This window comes from Nocardioides sp. YIM 152315 (assembly GCF_029210375.1).
Taxonomy (GTDB): domain Bacteria; phylum Actinomycetota; class Actinomycetes; order Propionibacteriales; family Nocardioidaceae; genus Nocardioides.
The window spans coordinates 559,218-575,722 of the sequence record NZ_JARGER010000037.1; the positions used below are offsets into that span (position 1 = coordinate 559,218).

The 16,505-nt window shown below is 74.1% G+C and carries 16 protein-coding genes; 15 read left to right on the forward strand and 1 reads right to left on the reverse strand.

All coding sequences use genetic code 11. From position 1 onward, the window contains the following. The first annotated feature begins 155 nt into the window (after positions 1–155). Genes PZ894_RS14235 through PZ894_RS14245 form a run of 3 tightly spaced genes read left to right on the forward strand, consistent with a single transcriptional unit; the run spans position 156 to position 2,676 of the window. Positions 156–980, forward strand: a complete 825-nt coding sequence (locus tag PZ894_RS14235) for a 3-oxoacyl-ACP reductase family protein (RefSeq protein ID WP_275745742.1) — start codon at positions 156–158, stop codon at positions 978–980. Continuing rightward, complete coding sequence (locus PZ894_RS14240) at positions 977–1,834, forward strand: enoyl-CoA hydratase-related protein (RefSeq protein ID WP_275745744.1); 858 nt, start codon at positions 977–979, stop codon at positions 1,832–1,834. The genes PZ894_RS14235 and PZ894_RS14240 overlap by 4 nt, the downstream gene beginning before the upstream one ends. Then, positions 1,831–2,676 carry an SDR family NAD(P)-dependent oxidoreductase gene (locus tag PZ894_RS14245; protein ID WP_275745745.1) on the forward strand — a complete coding sequence of 282 codons (846 nt, stop codon included), beginning with the start codon at positions 1,831–1,833 and terminating at the stop codon, positions 2,674–2,676. The genes PZ894_RS14240 and PZ894_RS14245 overlap by 4 nt, the downstream gene beginning before the upstream one ends. Here PZ894_RS14245 and PZ894_RS14250 read toward each other — a convergent pair. Continuing rightward, positions 2,609–3,244 (reverse strand): TetR/AcrR family transcriptional regulator, encoded by a 636-nt coding sequence (locus PZ894_RS14250; RefSeq protein WP_275745746.1) that lies wholly within the window; start codon positions 3,242–3,244, stop codon positions 2,609–2,611. The two genes, PZ894_RS14245 and PZ894_RS14250, sit on opposite strands and share 68 nt — an antisense overlap. Positions 3,245–3,351: 107 nt before the next feature. Here PZ894_RS14250 and PZ894_RS14255 point away from each other — a divergent pair, with 107 nt between their 5' ends. The 12 genes from PZ894_RS14255 (at position 3,352) to PZ894_RS14310 (ending at position 16,478) form a co-directional block, all read left to right on the forward strand. Beyond that, entirely contained in the window at positions 3,352–3,891 is a 540-nt protein-coding gene (locus tag PZ894_RS14255) for a MaoC family dehydratase N-terminal domain-containing protein (protein ID WP_275745747.1), read from the forward strand. Between the two features lie 67 nt (positions 3,892–3,958). Continuing rightward, entirely contained in the window at positions 3,959–4,396 is a 438-nt protein-coding gene (locus tag PZ894_RS14260) for a Zn-ribbon domain-containing OB-fold protein (protein ID WP_275745750.1), read from the forward strand. Then, on the forward strand, positions 4,393–4,800 hold the full coding sequence (locus PZ894_RS14265; protein ID WP_275745751.1) for a MaoC/PaaZ C-terminal domain-containing protein: 408 nt from the start codon (positions 4,393–4,395) through the stop codon (positions 4,798–4,800). Before PZ894_RS14260 ends, PZ894_RS14265 begins: the two co-directional genes overlap by 4 nt. Then, complete coding sequence (locus PZ894_RS14270; RefSeq protein WP_275745753.1) at positions 4,797–5,975, forward strand: lipid-transfer protein; 1,179 nt, start codon at positions 4,797–4,799, stop codon at positions 5,973–5,975. The genes PZ894_RS14265 and PZ894_RS14270 overlap by 4 nt, the downstream gene beginning before the upstream one ends. A 35-nt stretch (positions 5,976–6,010) precedes the next feature. Then, positions 6,011–7,219, forward strand: a complete 1,209-nt coding sequence (locus tag PZ894_RS14275) for a DegT/DnrJ/EryC1/StrS family aminotransferase (protein ID WP_275745755.1) — start codon at positions 6,011–6,013, stop codon at positions 7,217–7,219. After that, the gene (locus tag PZ894_RS14280) at positions 7,219–8,379 is read left to right on the forward strand and encodes a steroid 3-ketoacyl-CoA thiolase (RefSeq protein ID WP_275745756.1); all 1,161 of its coding nucleotides are present in this window, start codon (positions 7,219–7,221) and stop codon (positions 8,377–8,379) included. Before PZ894_RS14275 ends, PZ894_RS14280 begins: the two co-directional genes overlap by 1 nt. 67 nt (positions 8,380–8,446) lie before the next feature. After that, positions 8,447–10,654 carry an acyl-CoA dehydrogenase gene (locus PZ894_RS14285; protein WP_275745759.1) on the forward strand — a complete coding sequence of 736 codons (2,208 nt, stop codon included), beginning with the start codon at positions 8,447–8,449 and terminating at the stop codon, positions 10,652–10,654. Then, positions 10,644–11,843 (forward strand): acyl-CoA dehydrogenase family protein, encoded by a 1,200-nt coding sequence (locus PZ894_RS14290; RefSeq protein WP_275745761.1) that lies wholly within the window; start codon positions 10,644–10,646, stop codon positions 11,841–11,843. Before PZ894_RS14285 ends, PZ894_RS14290 begins: the two co-directional genes overlap by 11 nt. 67 nt (positions 11,844–11,910) lie before the next feature. Then, positions 11,911–13,068 (forward strand): acyl-CoA dehydrogenase family protein, encoded by a 1,158-nt coding sequence (locus PZ894_RS14295; protein WP_275745762.1) that lies wholly within the window; start codon positions 11,911–11,913, stop codon positions 13,066–13,068. Then, positions 13,065–13,724, forward strand: a complete 660-nt coding sequence (locus PZ894_RS14300; RefSeq protein ID WP_275745764.1) for a PaaI family thioesterase — start codon at positions 13,065–13,067, stop codon at positions 13,722–13,724. Before PZ894_RS14295 ends, PZ894_RS14300 begins: the two co-directional genes overlap by 4 nt. A gap of 20 nt (positions 13,725–13,744) precedes the next feature. Continuing rightward, a complete protein-coding gene (locus PZ894_RS14305; protein ID WP_275745765.1) occupies positions 13,745–15,373 on the forward strand; it encodes a class I adenylate-forming enzyme family protein in 1,629 nt (542 codons plus the stop codon). 25 nt (positions 15,374–15,398) lie between these two features. Beyond that, positions 15,399–16,478 carry a TIGR03617 family F420-dependent LLM class oxidoreductase gene (locus PZ894_RS14310; protein ID WP_275745767.1) on the forward strand — a complete coding sequence of 360 codons (1,080 nt, stop codon included), beginning with the start codon at positions 15,399–15,401 and terminating at the stop codon, positions 16,476–16,478. The last annotated feature ends 27 nt before the right edge of the window (positions 16,479–16,505 follow it).

Below are 16,505 nucleotides of genomic sequence, written 5' to 3' on the forward strand. Positions count from 1 at the left end.
TTGCCCCAGAACCGCCGGAACACCCGGTGCACCGGGTATTCCGGCACCCGGCGCTCCCACCCCCGGACCCCACGGTTTCGGCCAGCGGGAGCAGGCGATCCGGCCGTCGTGCGCGGCACTAGCGTCGCGCCGACCACGTACGCCGAGGAGGCTCCATGACGTTCGCCCTGACCGGGTTCGAGGGCAAGGTCGCGGTCGTGACCGGCGCCGGCCGGATGCGATCGATCGGCCGGGCGGTCGCCGTCGGGCTGGCCCGGGCCGGCTGCGACGTGGTGGTCACCGGCACGGGCCGCGACCCGGAGACGTACCCCGAGGACGAGCGGGCCGCCGGCTGGGCCGACATCGAGTCGGTCGCCGCGGAGATCGAGGCACGGGGAGGGAGGGCGCTCCCGCTGGTGGCGGACGTCGCGACCGAGGAGGGCGTGGCCGCGACCTTCGACCGGGTCCTCGACCGCTTCGGTCGGGTCGACGTGCTCGTCAACAACGCGGCCGCGAGCCGCGGCGGCGACCGGGTGCCCGCCGTCGACCTCGGCACCGAGGCGTGGGACCGGGTGATCGCGGTCAACCTGCGCGGCGCGTTCCTGATGAGCCGGGCCTTCGCCCGGCACTGCGTCGACCAGGGCCGGTCCGGCGCGATCGTCAACGTCTCCTCGATCGGCGGCAAGCTGGGCGGACCGGGCACCGCGGCGTACTCCGCGTCGAAGGCCGGCCTGCAGTCCCTCACGTCCTCGATGGCGAAGGAGCTCGGCTGCCACGGCGTCCGGGTCAACGCGATCTGCCCGGGCGTCATCGCGACCTCGCGGCTCGACGACTGGTCCGACGACCAGTGGGATGCCTACGTGCGCGCTCAGGTGCCGATGCAGCGCGTCGGCAGCCCCGGGGAGATCGCCGACGTGGCGGTCTTCCTGGCCAGCGACCAGGCGTCGTTCGTGACCGGCCAGTCGTGGAACGTCGACGGTGGACAGCTGACGATCCGATGACACCGCAGCACGCAGCGCTGGTGGTCGTGGAGCATCCGCGACCGCGGGTCCGCCGCCTGGTGCTCAACCGGCCCGAGAAGCGGAACGCGCTGCACGGCCCCCTCCGGTCCGCCCTGCTCGCCGCCCTCGCCGAGGCGGACGCCGACCCCGAGGTCGGCGTGGTCGTCGTGTCCGGAGCCGGCCCGGACTTCTGCGCCGGCTACGACCTCGACCCGCGCGGCGACGAGGTGAAGTACGCCGCGGCCGGCAGCGGCCCCGGGCGCTTCCAGCGCGAGGTCGTCGAGGGCTGGCTCTCGATCGCGGACCTGTCCGTGCCGGTCATCGCCCAGGTGCACGGCCACTGCCTCGCCGGCGGCTCCGAGCTGGCCGCGAGCTGCGACCTCGTGTACGTCGCCGCGGACGCGCGGGTCGGATATCCCGCCGTGCGGTTCGGGGTCCCGGACCTGCAGTACCACGCGTGGCTGCTCGGGCTGCGGCGCGCGATGGAGCAGGTGCTGACCGGCGACGTGATGATCGGCGACGAGGCGGTCGCCGCCGGCTTCGCCAACCGTGCGTTCGCCGGCGACCGCCTCGCGGACGAGACGCTGCGGGTGGCCGAGCGGATCGCCACCGTGCCCGACGAGATCACCGCGCTCAACAAGCGGACCGTGCACCGCGCGATGGGCGCGATGGGCATGCACTCGTCCGTGCGCTCCGGCACCGACTCCAGCGCCCTCGCGGCACGCACCGACGCGTTCACCGCCTTCATGTCCGCGGCCGAGGGTGGCGGCGTCCGCACCGCGCTGGACCGCCGCGACACGCCGTTCGGCGACGGTCGCACCCGCGCCGAGCCCGATCGGGAGGACCAGCCATGACCACGTCGACGATCCCGCCGACCAGCACGTTGCGCGGCCGCCGGGCCCTGGTGACTGGCTCGAGCCGCGGCATCGGCGCCGCGCTCGCCGAGCGGCTCGCCGCCGAGGGCGCCGACGTCGTCATCACCGGCCGCACCCGTCGCGACCACGACTCCCGGCTCGAGGGCTCGCTCGAGTCGGTGGCCTCGCGCCTCGCGGCGTACGGCGGCCGGGTCGGGCTGGTCGTCGCCGACCTCACCGACGAGGAGTCGCGCGCCGGCGTCGTACCGGAGGCGGAGCGGCAGCTGGGCGGGCCGCTCGACATCCTCGTCAACAATGCTGCCGCGGCGATCTACCAGCCGCTCGCGGACTTCCCGCTGCGCCGGCGCCGCCTCGTCTTCGAGGCCAACGTGCACGCCCCGCTCGACCTCGCGCAGGCGGTCCTGCCCGGCATGGTCGGGCGCGGGGAGGGCTGGATCGTCAACGTGTCGAGCGCGACCGCGAAGCTGCGGCCCGGTCCGCCGTTCCGGCTGGTGCCGCCCGGGACGGCGATGGCGGTCTACGGCAGCTCCAAGGCCGCGCTCAACCGCCTGACCAACGCGCTGGGCGCGGAGCTCCACGGCACCGGCGTGCGCGTCAACACCGTCGAGCCGCGCTTCGGGGTGCTCACCGAGGGGGCCGACGCGCTGGTCGGCGACAAGATCGACACCTCGGTCATGGAGTCGATGGAGGAGATGGTCGAGGGCACGCTGGCGCTGTGTCGCTGTCCGGCCGACGTCACCGGCGAGGTGACCGTCAGCCTCGACCTGATCGAGCGCTGGGCTCTCGACGTGCGCGGGCTGGACGGTCGGCAGCGCGCGTGAAGCCGTCGAAGAACAGTGCGGCCATGACGTCGGCGAACTCCTCCGTGTCGTGATGGCGCCGGGTCGGCCAGTGCATGGTCGCCCAGAGGCTGTCGCGCACGGTCCGGTAGAAGACCTCGGCGGGTACGTCGTCGCGGAACGTCCCGTCGGCGACGCCGTCCGCGATCGCGCCGAGCCAGAAGCCGCGGACCGTGCGGGAGGCGTCGTCGACCGGCTCGAGCAGCCCGTGCTCGCGCAGGTACTGCCGGTCGTGCTGGTACATGGCGGTGGCGTGGGGGTGGGCGTCGATGACCCGCAGCGTCTCGCGGATCAGCCCGCGCACCCGGTCGGCGGGCGTCGGGGCCGCGTCGACCGCGGCCTGGAAGCGCTGCTGCACGTCGGCCATGAACCGGCCGAGGATCTCCCCGACGATCACGTCCTTGGAGCTGAAGTGGTGGTAGAGGCTGCCCGAGTGCACGGACGCGGCGACGCCGATGTCGCGCACCGTCGTGGCGGCGATCCCCTTCGTCGCGAACAGCTCGGCGGACAGGGCGAGGATCTCCTCGCGCTTCTGCGCGCCTCGTCGCATGGGTGCCTGCTTCCGGTCAGTGGGAGCGGCGCGGTCGGCGCTCCTTCGGCCGGGCTAGTTTCACCGAAACCGAGCGCTTGCTCAAGTCAGCTGGAAGAGGAGTCCCGGTGGTCGAACCCGATCTCTCCGCGTACGTCGGCCTGGAGGCCGAGCCGCCGCGCGTCGCGCGCTACGCGGTCAACGAGGCCATGATCCGCAACTGGGTCGAGGCCCACGACGACCACAACCCGGTCTACGTCGACGACGAGGCCGCCCGCGCCACCGGCCGGCCGGGCATCGTCGCGCCGCCGGCGATGGTCTCGACCTGGGTGATGGCCGGGTTGCGCCGCTACCGCGAGATCCAGCACCGCCGCGCCACCGGCGAGACCGAGGACTTCGCCTACGCGCGGATGCTGCGCGAGCTCGACGACGCCGGCTACACCTCGGTCGTCGCCACCAACGTCGAGCAGACCTACCACCGCGAGCTGGTGCCCGGCGACCACGTCACCTGCCACTTCACGATCGAGTCCGTCTCCGAGCCGAAGCAGACCGGCCTCGGTCGCGGACTCTTCCTCACCCTGCTCAAGCGGTACGTCGACCAGCACGGTGAGGCCCTCGTCGACGAGCGGTTCCGCCTGCTGCGGTTCAACCCCGGAGGCGCCGCATGAACACCCCACGAAACTGCGGGCTTCCCCCGCTTCGCTCCTCCATCCCACACTTCCGCGGGGGCGCCGCATGAACGAGCGTCGTACGGCGGTCCCGCCGCTGATCGTCACCCAGGACAACTCCTTCTTCTTCGAGGGCGCGGCCGCGGGGCGGCTGCTGATCCAGCGCTGCGCCGACTGCGGCACGCTGCGCCACCCGCCCGGCCCGACCTGTCCGCAGTGCCGGTCGTTCGAGTGGGACACCGTCGAGTCGAGCCGACGCGGCACGCTCCACTCCTGGACGATCTCCCACCACCCGCAGGACCCGGCGTTCGAGTACCCGCTCGCCGTCGGCCTCCTCGACCTCGAGGAGGGCACCCGGCTGGTCGCCGACATCGCCGGGGTGCCCCACGACGAGCTGCACATCGGCATGCCGCTCGAGGTCGGGTTCGCCGAGCACGCGCACGGCGCCGTGCTCCCGCAGCTGCGCGCGCCGGGCGCTTCCCGGACCGAGGAGGGAGAGTCATGAGCATCCCCACCCACGACGTCGGCACGACGCTGCCCGAGCTCGCCCTCGAGCTCGACCGCACCACGATCGTCGCGGCCGCCATCGCCTCGCAGGACTTCGAGGACGTGCACCACGACCCGGGCAAGGCCGCCGAGCGCGGCACGCCGGACATCTTCATGAGCATCAACAGCAGCAACGGGTTCGTCGACCGCTACGTCACCGACTGGACCGGGCCGCGGGGGCGCATCGCCTCGGTCTCGCTGCGGCTCGGCGTGCCGGCGTTCCCGGGCGACACCCTGCGCCTGAACGGCGAGGTGCTCGCGGTCGACGGCGACCGCACCACGATCAAGGTGGTCGGGAGCAACGACCGCGGACCGCACGTCACGGCCGAGGTGGTCGTCGTGCCGACCGGGGGTGTGCGATGAGCGGCTTCTCCGGCGCCGCGGCGATCGCCGGCATCGGCGCGACCGAGTTCTCCAAGGAGTCCGGGCGCAGCGAGTGGCGGCTGGCCTGCGAGAGCGTGCTGGCTGCGCTCGACGACGCGCAGATCGGCGTCGAGGAGGTCGACGGCTTCGCGCTCTTCACGATGGAGACCAACCCCGAGATCGCGGTCGCGCGGGCGCTGGGCATCCCCGAGCTGACGTTCTTCAGCCGCATCCCCCACGGCGGCGGCGGCGCCTGCGCGCCCGTGCAGCAGGCCGCGCTCGCGGTGTCCTCCGGCGTCGCCGACGTCGTGGTGGTCTACCGCGCCTTCAACGAGCGCTCGGGCCACCGGTTCGGCTCCGGTCCGCCGCCGTTCGCCTACGTGCACAACACCGACCAGGAGTACCGCAACTGGATCAACCCCTACGGGCTGATGACGCCGGCCCAGCAGGAGGCGTTCCTGGCCCGCACCTACATGCACAAGTACGGCGCGACCAGCGAGGACTTCGGCCGGGTCTCCGTGCTGTCGCGCAAGCACGCCGCGCGCAACCCGAAGGCCTGGTTCCACGAGCGGCCGATCACGCTGGAGGACCACCAGGCCTCGCGGATGATCGCCGACCCGATCCGGCTGCTCGACTGCTGCCAGGAGAGCGACGGCGGGCAGGCGCTGGTGATCGTGAGCACCGAGCGCGCCCGCGACCTCCCGCACCCGCCGGCCGTGATCACGGCCGCAGCCCAGGGCGTCGGCCCGCAGCAGATCTCGATGAGCAGCTACTACCGCGACGACATCGACGCGATGCCCGAGGTCGAGCTGGTCGCGCGCCAGATGTGGGCGCAGGCCGGCCTCGGGCCCGACCAGATCGACGCCGCGGTCGTCTACGACGCGTTCACGCCCATGGTGCTGCTCCAGCTGGAGGAGTACGGCTTCTGCGGCCGGGGCGAGGCCAAGGACTTCATCGCCGACGGCCACCTCGAGGTCGACGGCCGGCTGCCGGTCAACACCCACGGCGGCCAGCTCGGCGAGGGCTACCTGCACGGCGTCAACGGGATCGCCGAGGGAGTGCGGCTGGTCCGCGGCACCTCGGTCAACCAGCCCGACAAGGCCGTGGACAACGTGCTCGTCACCGCCGGCTCGCCGGTGCCCCACAGCGCGATCGTGCTGAGCGCCGACCGCTGACCACTCGCACCCTCGACGAGGGAGACGGAGGAACCATGACCGACCGCATCACCTATGCCCGGGCCACGCACGGCGAGGAGGAGATCCAGGCCGTCCTCGACGTGCTCCGCAGCGGCCACCAGGGCCTGCGCATCGGCAAGCACGTCGCCTCGATGGAGGAGCGGGTCGCCGCGCTCACCGGCAAGCAGCACGGCGTGATGTGCAACTCGGGCTCCTCGGCGCTCTACCTCGCGGTCGAGCTGCTCGGGCTCCCCGAGGGCAGCGAGGTCATCACCTCGCCGCTCACCTTCTCCACCGACGTCGCGCCGCTGGTGCGCGCCGGGCTGGTGCCGGTCTTCGTCGACGTCGAGCCGGCGACCTTCAACGCCGACGCGGCGAAGATCGAGGAGCTGGTCACCGAGAGGACGGGGGCGATCCTGCTGCCCAACCTCGCGGGCAACGCGCCGGACTGGGACGCCGTACGCGCGGTCGCCGACCGGCACGGGCTCAAGGTCATCGAGGACACCTGCGACGCCCTGGGCGCCACCCTGCGCGGGACGCCGACCGGGGCGCGTGCCGACTACAGCTGCACCAGCTTCGCGATGGCCCACATCATCACCTGCGCCGGCACCGGCGGGATGGTGATGATGGACGACGAGGCCGACCGCGAGAAGGCGCTGCTGCTGCGACGGTGGGGCCGGCGCTCGGAGCCGAACCTCTTCGGCAGCAACGGCGTCGGCCGGGTCTTCCGCGAGCAGCTCGACGGGGTCGACTACGACAACGACTTCATCTTCGACGTGCTCTCGTGGAACTTCGAGCCCTCCGAGCTCGGCGCCGCCTACGGGCTCAAGCAGCTGGACAAGCTGGCGACCAACTACCGGCGTCGCAAGTCGACATTCGAGGCGTACACCGCCGCGTTCGGCGCCCACCCCGAGCTCTTCACGACGCCGGTCGAGCAGCCCGGTCTCGACACGGCCTGGCTGTGCTACCCGGTGCTCGTCAATGCCGACGCGCCGTTCTCCCGAAGCGACCTGCAGGAGTCGATCGAGGCCGACGGCATCGACACCCGCACCGTGTGGAGCGGCAACGTCACCCGACACCCGATGATGGACGGCGTCACCCACCGGGTGCCGGACGACGGCCTGCCGTACGCCGACGCCGTCTTCGAGCGGGGCATGAGCCTGGGCATGAGCCACGGCCTCTCCGACGCGGACGTCGAGCGCGTCACCGACGCGGTGCACCGCTTCGCCGCCCGGTGGGCCTGATGGCCGCACTCGCGGACACGACGCCGGTCCTGCTCGACGCGGCTCGCACGCCGTTCGGCCGGCGCGAGGGCTGGCTGGCGCCCGTGCACGCGGCCGAGCTGCTCGGCCGCGCCCAGACCGGCGTGCTCGACCGGCTCGGGCTGGACCCGCAGCGGGTCGACCAGGTCGTCGGCGGCTGCGTGACGCCCGTGGGCGAGCAGTACGGCCACGTGACCCGGACCGCCTGGCTGCACGCCGGGCTGCCGCCCGAGACGGGTGCGACCACGATCGACGCGCAGTGCGGCACCGCCGCCCAGGCGACCCTGCTGCTCGCCGGCCAGATCGCCATGGGCGCCGTCGACGTCGGCGTCGCCTGCGGCGTCGAGCTGATGTCGCGGGTGCCGCTGACCCCCAAGTCCGGCACCGGGCTGGGTACGCCGCGCCCCGCGAGCTGGGCGCTCGACACCCCGGACCAGTACACCGCCGCCGACCGCATCGCCGCGCACCGTGGCCTGACCCGCGCCGACCTCGACGCCTTCGGGCTGCGTTCGCAGCAGCGCGCGCGGGCCGCCTGGGACGCGGGGCTCCTCGCCGACCAGGTGCTGCCGGTGGCCGTCGCGGCGGACGACGGCACGACGACCGTCGTCGACCGTGACCAGGGCTTGCGCGAGACCAGCCTCGAGGCCCTCGCCGGACTGCGGCCGACCCGCGAGGGCGGGCTGCACACCGCCGGCACCTCCTCGCAGGTCAGCGACGGCGCCAGCGCCGCGGTGCTCGCGTCAGCCGCGGCGGCCCGCGACCTCGGCCTTACCCCGCGCGCGCGGATCCTCGCGCACTGCGTCGTCGGCGGCGACCTGGAGCTGATGCTGGACGGTCCGGTGCGCGGCGGCCGGATCCTGCTGGACCGTCTCGGGATGAGCGTGGCCGACATCGACGTCTTCGAGGTCAACGAGGCGTTCGCGTCGGTGCCGCTCTCCTTCGCCCGCGTGCACGGGGTCGACGAGGACCGGCTCAACCCGACGGGCGGCGCCATCGCGGTCGGCCACCCGGCCGGCGCGACCGGCATCCGGCTGATCGCGACCGCGCTCGGCGAGCTGGCGCGGCGGGACGCCTCGGTGGCGATGGTGGCGATCTGCGCGTCGGCCTCGACCACGTGCCTGGTGTTGGAGCGACTGGCATGAACACCCCACGAAACTGCGGGCTTCCCCCGCTGCGCTCCTCCAACCCACACTTCCGCGGGGACCCCGCATGAGCACCTCGGCCGGCCTCGCGACGACCGAGGTCCAGCGCGACCTCGCCGAGGTCGCGCGGCGTAGCACCTCCTGGGAGCAGGTGGTCGAGCTCGGCCTGCACGCCGTGCACCTGCCCGAGGAGCTCGGCGGTGGCGGTGGCCTCGCCGAGCTGGCCGTGGTGGTCGAGGAGCTCGGCCGCTCGCTCGCTCCCGTCCCGCTCCTGCCGACGGTCGTCGCCAGCGCCGTCGTGGCCGGCAGTGCCGCCGGGTCTGCTCGGTCCGAGGCGCTCACGGCGTACGCCGACGGTGCGACCGGGGTCGTCGTCGGCGGCGCCGGGCTCCTCGCGCGCTCAAATGGCGCGGGCTGGCGGGTCGACGGTCTCAGCGCCCCGACCTCCGGCCTCCCGGGCGCCGATGTGGTGCTCGTCCACGCGCCCACCGCCGACGGCGGCGAGGTGTGGTGGCATCTGCGCCCCGGGCCCACCGCCGTCGTCCAGGACCGCCACGCGGTCGACCTGACCCGGTCCTGCGGGGTCCTCGTCCTCGACGGACACGTGGTCGAGCCGGACGACGTGCTGACTCCGCCAGCGCCGCCGACCCGCGACCTCCTGACCAACGCTCTCCACGCCGCCGAGGCCGTCGGGCTCGGCCGGTGGCTGCTCGACACCGCGGTCGAGCACGTGCGGACGCGCCACCAGTTCGGCCGGCCGATCGGCTCCTTCCAGGCGATCCACCACAAGGTGGCGCTGATGCTCGTGCGCCTCGAGACCGCCACCGCGGCCGCCTGGGACGCCGCACGAGCCGCCGGCAGCACGCCCGAGCAGCAGGCGCTGGCCGCCGCCCAGGCCGCGCTGGCCGGGCCGCCGGCCGCGGTCGACCTGGCGGTGGAGTGCGTGAGCCTGCTCGGCGCGATCGGCTTCACCTGGGAGCACGACGCCCACCGCTACTGGCGGCGGGCCCTCGCGCTGGCGACCGCGGTCGGGCCGGAGTCCACCTGGGCGCGCCGGCTCGGCGAGCTGTCCCGGCTCCATGCCCGCGACTTCGCGCTCGTCCCCGGCGACGCCCTGCCCGACCTGCGCGCCGAGATCGCGCCCGCCCTCGACGCGGCGGCCGGCCTGGCCGCGGACGAGGGCGTGATGACCGGGTGGGGCCCGGTCCGCGGCGGCCCGCGTCGCGCCGCGCTCGCGGAGGCGCGGCTCGTCGCGCCGCACTACCCGGCCCCCTGGGGCCGCGACGCCGGGCCGCAGGAGCAGGCGGTGATCGCGCAGGAGCTCGCCCGGCGCGGCATCCCGCAGCCCACCACCGTCATCGGAGAGTGGGTGCTGCCGACCCTCCTCGAGCACGGCACCGACGGGCAGCGTGAGCGCTTCGTGTGGCCGACGCTGCGCGGCGAGATCGTCTGGTGCCAGCTCTTCAGCGAGCCCGGGGCGGGCTCCGACCTCGCCGGCCTGTCCACCAGGGCCCGCCGCGTCGAGGGTGGGTGGATGCTGACCGGCCAGAAGGTGTGGAACTCCTACGCCCACGAGGCGGACTGGGGCGTCTGCCTGGCGCGGACCGATCCCGCCGCGCCCCGCCACGCCGGCATCTCCTACTTCCTCGTCGACATGCGCGGCGCCGGGGTCGACGTCCGGCAGATCCGGCAGGTCACCGGGCAGGCGGAGTTCAACGAGGTCTTCCTCGACGACGTGTTCGTGCCCGACGACTGCGTGGTCGGACAGCCCGGCGACGGCTGGCGCCTGGCCACCACGACCCTCGCCAACGAGCGGCTCAACATGGGCGCGGCGCTCGGCCACGGCGGCGCGACCCTGCTGCGCCGCGCGATCGACGACGGCACGTGCGCCGCGACGCCGGAGGAGGCGCTGCGCGTGCTGGGAGAGAGCACCTCACGCGAGATGGCGCTGTCCGCGCTGGTCCTGCGCGGCGCGCTCGCCCGGCTCGACGGCCAGGACCCGGGGCCGACCGTCAGCGTCCAGAAGGTCTGGAACGCGATCGCCCAGCGCGACGGGTCGCGCGCCCTCGTCGGCGTGCTCGGCCCGCAGGGCGCGATCGACGACCCGGCCACGCCGTACGCCCTCGACCACCTGGGCCTGCCGGCGGTGCTCTTCGGCGGCGGCACCATCGAGATCCAGCTCAACGTCATCGCCCGCCGGGTCCTCGGGCTGCCCGGCGAGCCGCGGAAGCCAGCGCCCACCCCCGTCGCCAAGGAGCCGACCCGTGCACCCTGACCTCTCGCCGCGCTCGAAGGCGCTGCGCGCCGAGCTGCGCGCCTACTTCGACCGCACCATCGACGACGCCGACCGGCGCGCCCTCGTCGACCAGACCGAGGGCGGCCCGGTCTTCGACCGGATCCTGCGGCGGATGGGCGCCGACGGCTGGCTCGGGCTCGGGTGGCCGGAGGAGTACGGCGGCCGCGGCGACGACCCCGAGGCGCTCTACGTGTTCTACGACGAGGTGATCCGCGCGAACGCCCCGCTCTCGCTGGTCACGCTCAACACCGTCGCGCCCGCCCTGATGAAGCACGGCACCCGGGCGCAGAAGGACTTCTTCCTGCCGCCGATCCTCGCCGGCGAGCTGATCTTCGCGATCGGCTACACCGAGCCCGGCGCCGGCACCGACCTCGCCTCCCTCAGCACGCGCGCCGTCGTCGAGGGCGACGAGCTGGTCATCAACGGCCAGAAGATCTTCACCAGCGCGGGCGTCTACGCCGACTGGGTGTGGCTCGCCGTGCGCACCGACCCCGACGCGCCGCGGCACCGGGGCATCTCGGTGGTGCTGGTGCCGACCAGCGCGCCGGGCTTCTCCGTGACCGAGATCCACACCGTCGGCGGCATCAGCACCTCGGCGACGTACTACGACGACGTCCGGGTGCCGTTGACCAACGTCGTCGGCGACCTCAACCAGGGCTGGAGCCTGATCACCGATCAGCTCAACCACGAGCGCGTGGCGCTCGCCGCGCGCGGCGGCATCGCCAACGAGCTCTACGACCAGGTGCTCGAGTGGGCGCAGCACGAGACGTACGGCGACGGCGTGGTTTACGACCTCCCCTGGGTGCGCAGCACGCTGGCCGACGTCTACGCGCTGCTCAGCGCGACCTCGCTGGTCAACCTCCGCCTGGTCGCCGACGTCGCCGGCAACACCCTCGGCGGCGGCGACTCCGCGGCCGCGAAGGTGCGGGGCACCGAGGCGGTCGTGGAGGCCTACGGACGGCTGCAGGAGGTGCTCGGCGCCACCGGCGTCCTACGACCCGGCAGCGTCGGCGCCGCGCTCGAGGGTCGCGTCGAGACGCTCGGGCGGCGTGCGCAGAACAACACGTTCGGCGGCGGCACCAACGAGGTGATGCGCGAGATCGTGGCGGCCAAGTGCCTCGGCATGACCGTCGGGGCGCGGCGTATCGAGAAGAAGGAGACGGCATGAGCACCCCACGAACTCGCGGGCTTCCCCCGCTCCGCTCCGCCAGCCCGCGATTCCGCGAGGACCCCGCATGACCGCCGTGGGGGAGCGCACCGAGGGCCTGGACTTCGCGCTCGACCCCGACCTGGTGGAGCTGCGGACGCTGGCCGAGCGGATCCTCGCCGACCGCGCCGACGTGGACCGCGTCCGTCAGGTGGAGGAGTCCGCGGGCGGCTTCGACGCCGATCTCTGGTCGCGCCTGGCCGACGCCGGGCTGTTGGCGGCCGCGCTGGCCGACGAGGTCGGTGGCGCCGGGCTCGGGATGCTCGGCCTCGTCACCCTGCTCGAGCAGCAGGGCCGCCGGGTCGCGCCGATCCCGTTGGCCGACGTGCTCGCGGGCGCCGCCGTGCCGATCGCCCGGTGGGGGAGCGCCGCGCAGCGGGAGCACTGGCTGCCCGGACTGCTGTCGGGCTCACTCGTCGTGACGGCTGCCTTCGACGAGACGGCCGGCACGCTGACCGCGCAGCCGGTCGCCGACGGCTGGGTGGTGAGCGGTCGGCTGGCCGCGGTCGCCGCCGCCCCGGTCGCGGACGCCGTCGTGGCGCCGGCCCGCACGCCGGACGGCAGCACGGTGGTGCTCGTCGTCCCGCTCGACGCCGACGGCGTGACCCGCCAGGTCGTGGCCGCGACCGACCGCCGCAGCTGTGGCGCGGTCAGCTTCGCGCGGGCCGGTGCGGCGGCCCTGGGCGCCGACGTCGCCGACGGCGTCGACGTCGCCGCGTGGGTCCGGCGCCGGCTGCGGGTGGCGTCGGCCGCGGTGCAGCTCGGCGTCTGCGAGGAGGCGCTCGCCACGACCGCGGCGTACGTCTCCGAGCGGGTCCAGTTCGGACGACCGATCTCGACCAACCAGGCCGTGGCCGTCCGTGCCGCCGACGCCTACCTGGACACCGAGGCCCTCCGGCTCACGACCCAGCACGCCGCGTGGCTGCTGGACCGCGGCGAGGAGGAGGCCGCCGAGGCCGCCAGCCTCGTCGCCAAGCACTGGGCCGGCCGCGGCGGGCTGCGCGTCGTGCACGCCACCCAGCACCTCCACGGCGGCATCGGCGCCGACGTCGACTACCCGATCCACCGCTACTTCCTGTGGGGACGGCAGGGCGCCTTCGCGCTCGGCAGCCCCGGAGCGGTGGCCGCGGAGCTCGGGGAGCTGCTCCCCGACGCGCCGCGGATCGGCGCACCGGAGCAACCGTGACGACCGTCGACGACGCCGGCGACCTCCGCTCCGTCTTCACCTCGGCCGAGGCCGCCCGGCCCGGTCTCCGCGAGCAGCTGGAGGCCGGGCGCCGACTGGTGCGGGCGACCCGGCGACTGATGCGCGCGGCGGCCGTCACGGCCGTCGACGCCGCCGACCTCGCCCGGGCGGAGCGGGCGGTCGACGACGTCAGCCGGCGACTGGAGCAGCGGGTCCGGAGCCGGCCGGTGCGGGTCTCGCTCGACGACGACGCCACCGCGCGAGTCCGTGCCGGCGAGCCCTGGGAGCACTTCGCGTTCAACCCGTTGGGCATCCCGCTGCGGATGCGGCTCGACGGCGACACCGTGCGGGCCCGTCTCCGGCTGGAGCCCCACCACGAGGGACCGCCCGACCTGCTGCACGGCGGTTTCAGCGCCGCCCTGATGGACGCGCTGCTCGGCACGCTCGTGCAGGTGCAGGGGATCGTGGCCGTCACCGCCGGCCTCGACGTCCGGTTCCTGCGTAGCGTGACGGTCGACGAGACCGTCGACCTGGGCGGACGGATCGCCGAGGTCGACGGCCGCAAGGTCAGGGTCGACGGGTGGATCGACCACGAGGGCGTGCGGTGCGTGGAGGCGCGCGCACTCTTCGTCGCGGTCGACAGGCAACCGGGGTGAGCCCCGGGGAGGAGGGCCGGATGGCGACACGCGACGAGGTGGTCGCTCGGCTGACCGCGCCCGGCGCGCCGTACGAGATCGGCCGCGAGGACGTCCGCGGCCAGCAGCTCGAGGTCTTCACGCGCCGTCAGCGCTCGCTCGCCGAGCTGGTGCGAGACTCGGCCCGCTTCGGCGAGCGGGAGTACCTCGTCTCCACCGACGACCGGGTGACCTTCACCGAGCACCACGCCCGGGTCGCCGCGCTCGCCACCGCCCTGCGGGAGGAGTACGCCGTGCGCCCCGGCGACCGGGTCGCGATCTGCGCGGCCAACCGGCCGGAGTGGGTGGTCGCGTTCTGGGCGACCGTCTGCGTCGGCGCGGTGGCGGTCGGCATGAACTCGATGTGGGCGCCGGGCGAGATGCGCCACGGCCTGGGGCTGTCGGCTCCGCGGCTGATCTTCGCCGACGCCCGCCGGCGCGCGCTGCTCGGCGAGGTCGACCTCCCGGTCGTCGACCTGGACGACGACCTGCCGGTGCTGATCGCGCGGCACCGCGGCGCCGCGCTGCCCGACGTACCGGTCGCGGAGGACGATCCGGCCGTCATCCTCTTCACCAGCGGGACGTCGGGGCGGCCGAAGGGGGCCACCCACTCCCACCGCAACGTGATTGCGGCGCTGTGGTTCCACCTGCTCAACGACGCGGTGGCGGCCGAGCTCGGCAACCCGCCGCGGGACCGGCGGTTCCTGCTCGCCACGCCGCTCTTCCACATCGCCGCCCTGCACAACCTCGCCGTGATCCGGCTCGCGGTCGGCGACACGGCCGTCGTGCACCTGGGCCGCTTCGACATCGACGAGGTGCTGCGGCTGGTCGAGCGGGAACGGGTGACCAACTGGGGCGCGGTGCCGACGATGATCAGCCGCCTGGTCGAACGGGCCGAGCGGCAGGGGCTCGACGACCTCGACCTCTCGTCACTGCGCACGATCTCGGTCAGCAGCGCCCCGTCGTCGCCCACGCTCAAGGACCGGCTCCGGGCCGTGCTCCCGGTCGCCGGCCGCACGCTCGGCACGACGTACGGGCTCACGGAGTCGTCGTGCGCGGCGACGCTCGCGACGCCGGCCGAGCTGCTCGCCGACCCGCAGACCGTCGGGCGGGCCGTCCCCACGATGGAGGTCGAGGTCCGCGGCAGCGACGGGGGCCCGCTGCCGCCCGGGTGCGAGGGCGAGGTGCACCTGCGCGGGCCGCTGGTGATGCTGGGCTACTGGGACGACCCGAACGCGACGGCCGCTGCGATGAAGCCGGAGGGGTGGTTCGGCACGGGCGACCTCGGGACGCTGCGCCAGGACGGTCACCTCTACATCTCGAGCCGCCGCTCCGACCTGATCCTGCGTGGCGGCGAGAACGTCTACCCGGCCGAGGTGGAGGACCAGCTCGTCACCCACGAAGCCGTCGCCGAGTGCATCGTGATGGGCATCCCCGACGCCGACTTCGGCGAGGCGGTCGCCGCCGTCGTCGTGCTCCACGACGACGCGGTCGCGACCGAGGCCGACCTGGTCGAGCACCTGCGTCCGCGGCTGGCGCGCTACAAGCTCCCCACCCACTGGGTCCTGACCGCGACCCCGCTCCCGCGCAACGCCACCGGCAAGGTCATGCGCCGCGAGGTCGCGCTGTGACCGAGCCGTCGGCGGGGTGAGACCCGTGGAGTTGGTGGCCTCGTGGCCGTCCCACATGGCCCTGCGTGACATCGGTGCCTACGCCCGGCGCGTCGAGGGCCTCGGCTTCGACGTGCTGCACGTCCCCGAGACCGTCCACGACCCGTTCGTGGCGGCGGCGCTGGCGCTGACGCACACGTCGCGGCTGATCGTGCGCACCAGCATGGTCGTCGCCTTCCCGCGCAGCCCGATGCTCACGGCGTACGCCGCCTGGGACCTGGTCGCGCTGTCCGGCGGGCGCTTCGAGCTCGGGATCGCCTCGCAGGTGCGCGGCAACATCGTCGGGCGCTTCTCCACCGAATGGTCCGAGCCGGTCGCCCGGATGCGCGACTACGTCGCCTCGCTACGCGCCATCTTCGGCTCGTTCCAGACCGGAGAGCCGCTGCACCACATCGGCAGCCACTACCGGTTCGACCGGCTGCAGCCCTACTTCAACCCCGGCCCGCTCGACCATCCCGCGCCCCCGATCTGGACCGGCGGCGTCAATCGGCGCATGTGCGTGCTGGCGGGTGAGGTGGCCGACGGGTTCGTGTGCCACCCGACGAGCTCACTCCCGCGGGTCCTCGAACGTCGCACCCTGCCCGCCCTCGCCGAGGGCGCCCGCACTGCCGGGCGCAGCGTCGGCCCGCGCGTCGTGGCCGGACCGCAGCCGATCATGGCGGCGACCGCCGACGATCTCGCCACCGCCCTCGACCGTCGGCGCCCCGAGCTCGGCTTCCTCTACAGCACCCCGGCCTATCGCCGGCAGCTCGAAGAGGTCGGCCTCCCCGAGCTGGGGGCGACGCTGTCGCGGCTCGCGCAGCAGGCGCAGTGGGACGACCTCGGCGCCCACCTGACCGACGACGTCGTCGGTCGGCTCGTGCCGGTCGGGACCTACGCCGACATGCCGGACCTCCTCGCCGAGTGGTACGCCGGCCGGTGCGCCGGGCTCGTGCTGACCGTGCCCGACCACACCGACGACGACCACCACTACCGGGTGCTCGTGGAACGCTGCCGCGCCATCCCGTCCGCTCCGGCGCGATGGTCCGGCAGCGTCGACGACCCTGACCTCTCGGGCAGTTCCTGACGTTCTGGGGTGTTGCAACGGCCGAGA

Bases quoted from the DNA above. Each gene is read 5' to 3' on its own strand.
- PZ894_RS14235 (WP_275745742.1), top strand. From the start codon at position 156: ATGACGTTCGCCCTGACCGGGTTCGAGGGCAAGGTCGCGGTCGTGACC.
- PZ894_RS14240 (WP_275745744.1), top strand. From the start codon at position 977: ATGACACCGCAGCACGCAGCGCTGGTGGTCGTGGAGCATCCGCGACCG.
- PZ894_RS14245 (WP_275745745.1), top strand. From the start codon at position 1,831: ATGACCACGTCGACGATCCCGCCGACCAGCACGTTGCGCGGCCGCCGG.
- PZ894_RS14250 (WP_275745746.1), bottom strand. From the start codon at position 3,244: ATGCGACGAGGCGCGCAGAAGCGCGAGGAGATCCTCGCCCTGTCCGCC.
- PZ894_RS14260 (WP_275745750.1), top strand. From the start codon at position 3,959: ATGAACGAGCGTCGTACGGCGGTCCCGCCGCTGATCGTCACCCAGGAC.
- PZ894_RS14265 (WP_275745751.1), top strand. From the start codon at position 4,393: ATGAGCATCCCCACCCACGACGTCGGCACGACGCTGCCCGAGCTCGCC.
- PZ894_RS14270 (WP_275745753.1), top strand. From the start codon at position 4,797: ATGAGCGGCTTCTCCGGCGCCGCGGCGATCGCCGGCATCGGCGCGACC.
- PZ894_RS14275 (WP_275745755.1), top strand. From the start codon at position 6,011: ATGACCGACCGCATCACCTATGCCCGGGCCACGCACGGCGAGGAGGAG.
- PZ894_RS14280 (WP_275745756.1), top strand. From the start codon at position 7,219: ATGGCCGCACTCGCGGACACGACGCCGGTCCTGCTCGACGCGGCTCGC.
- PZ894_RS14285 (WP_275745759.1), top strand. From the start codon at position 8,447: ATGAGCACCTCGGCCGGCCTCGCGACGACCGAGGTCCAGCGCGACCTC.
- PZ894_RS14295 (WP_275745762.1), top strand. From the start codon at position 11,911: ATGACCGCCGTGGGGGAGCGCACCGAGGGCCTGGACTTCGCGCTCGAC.
- PZ894_RS14305 (WP_275745765.1), top strand. From the start codon at position 13,745: ATGGCGACACGCGACGAGGTGGTCGCTCGGCTGACCGCGCCCGGCGCG.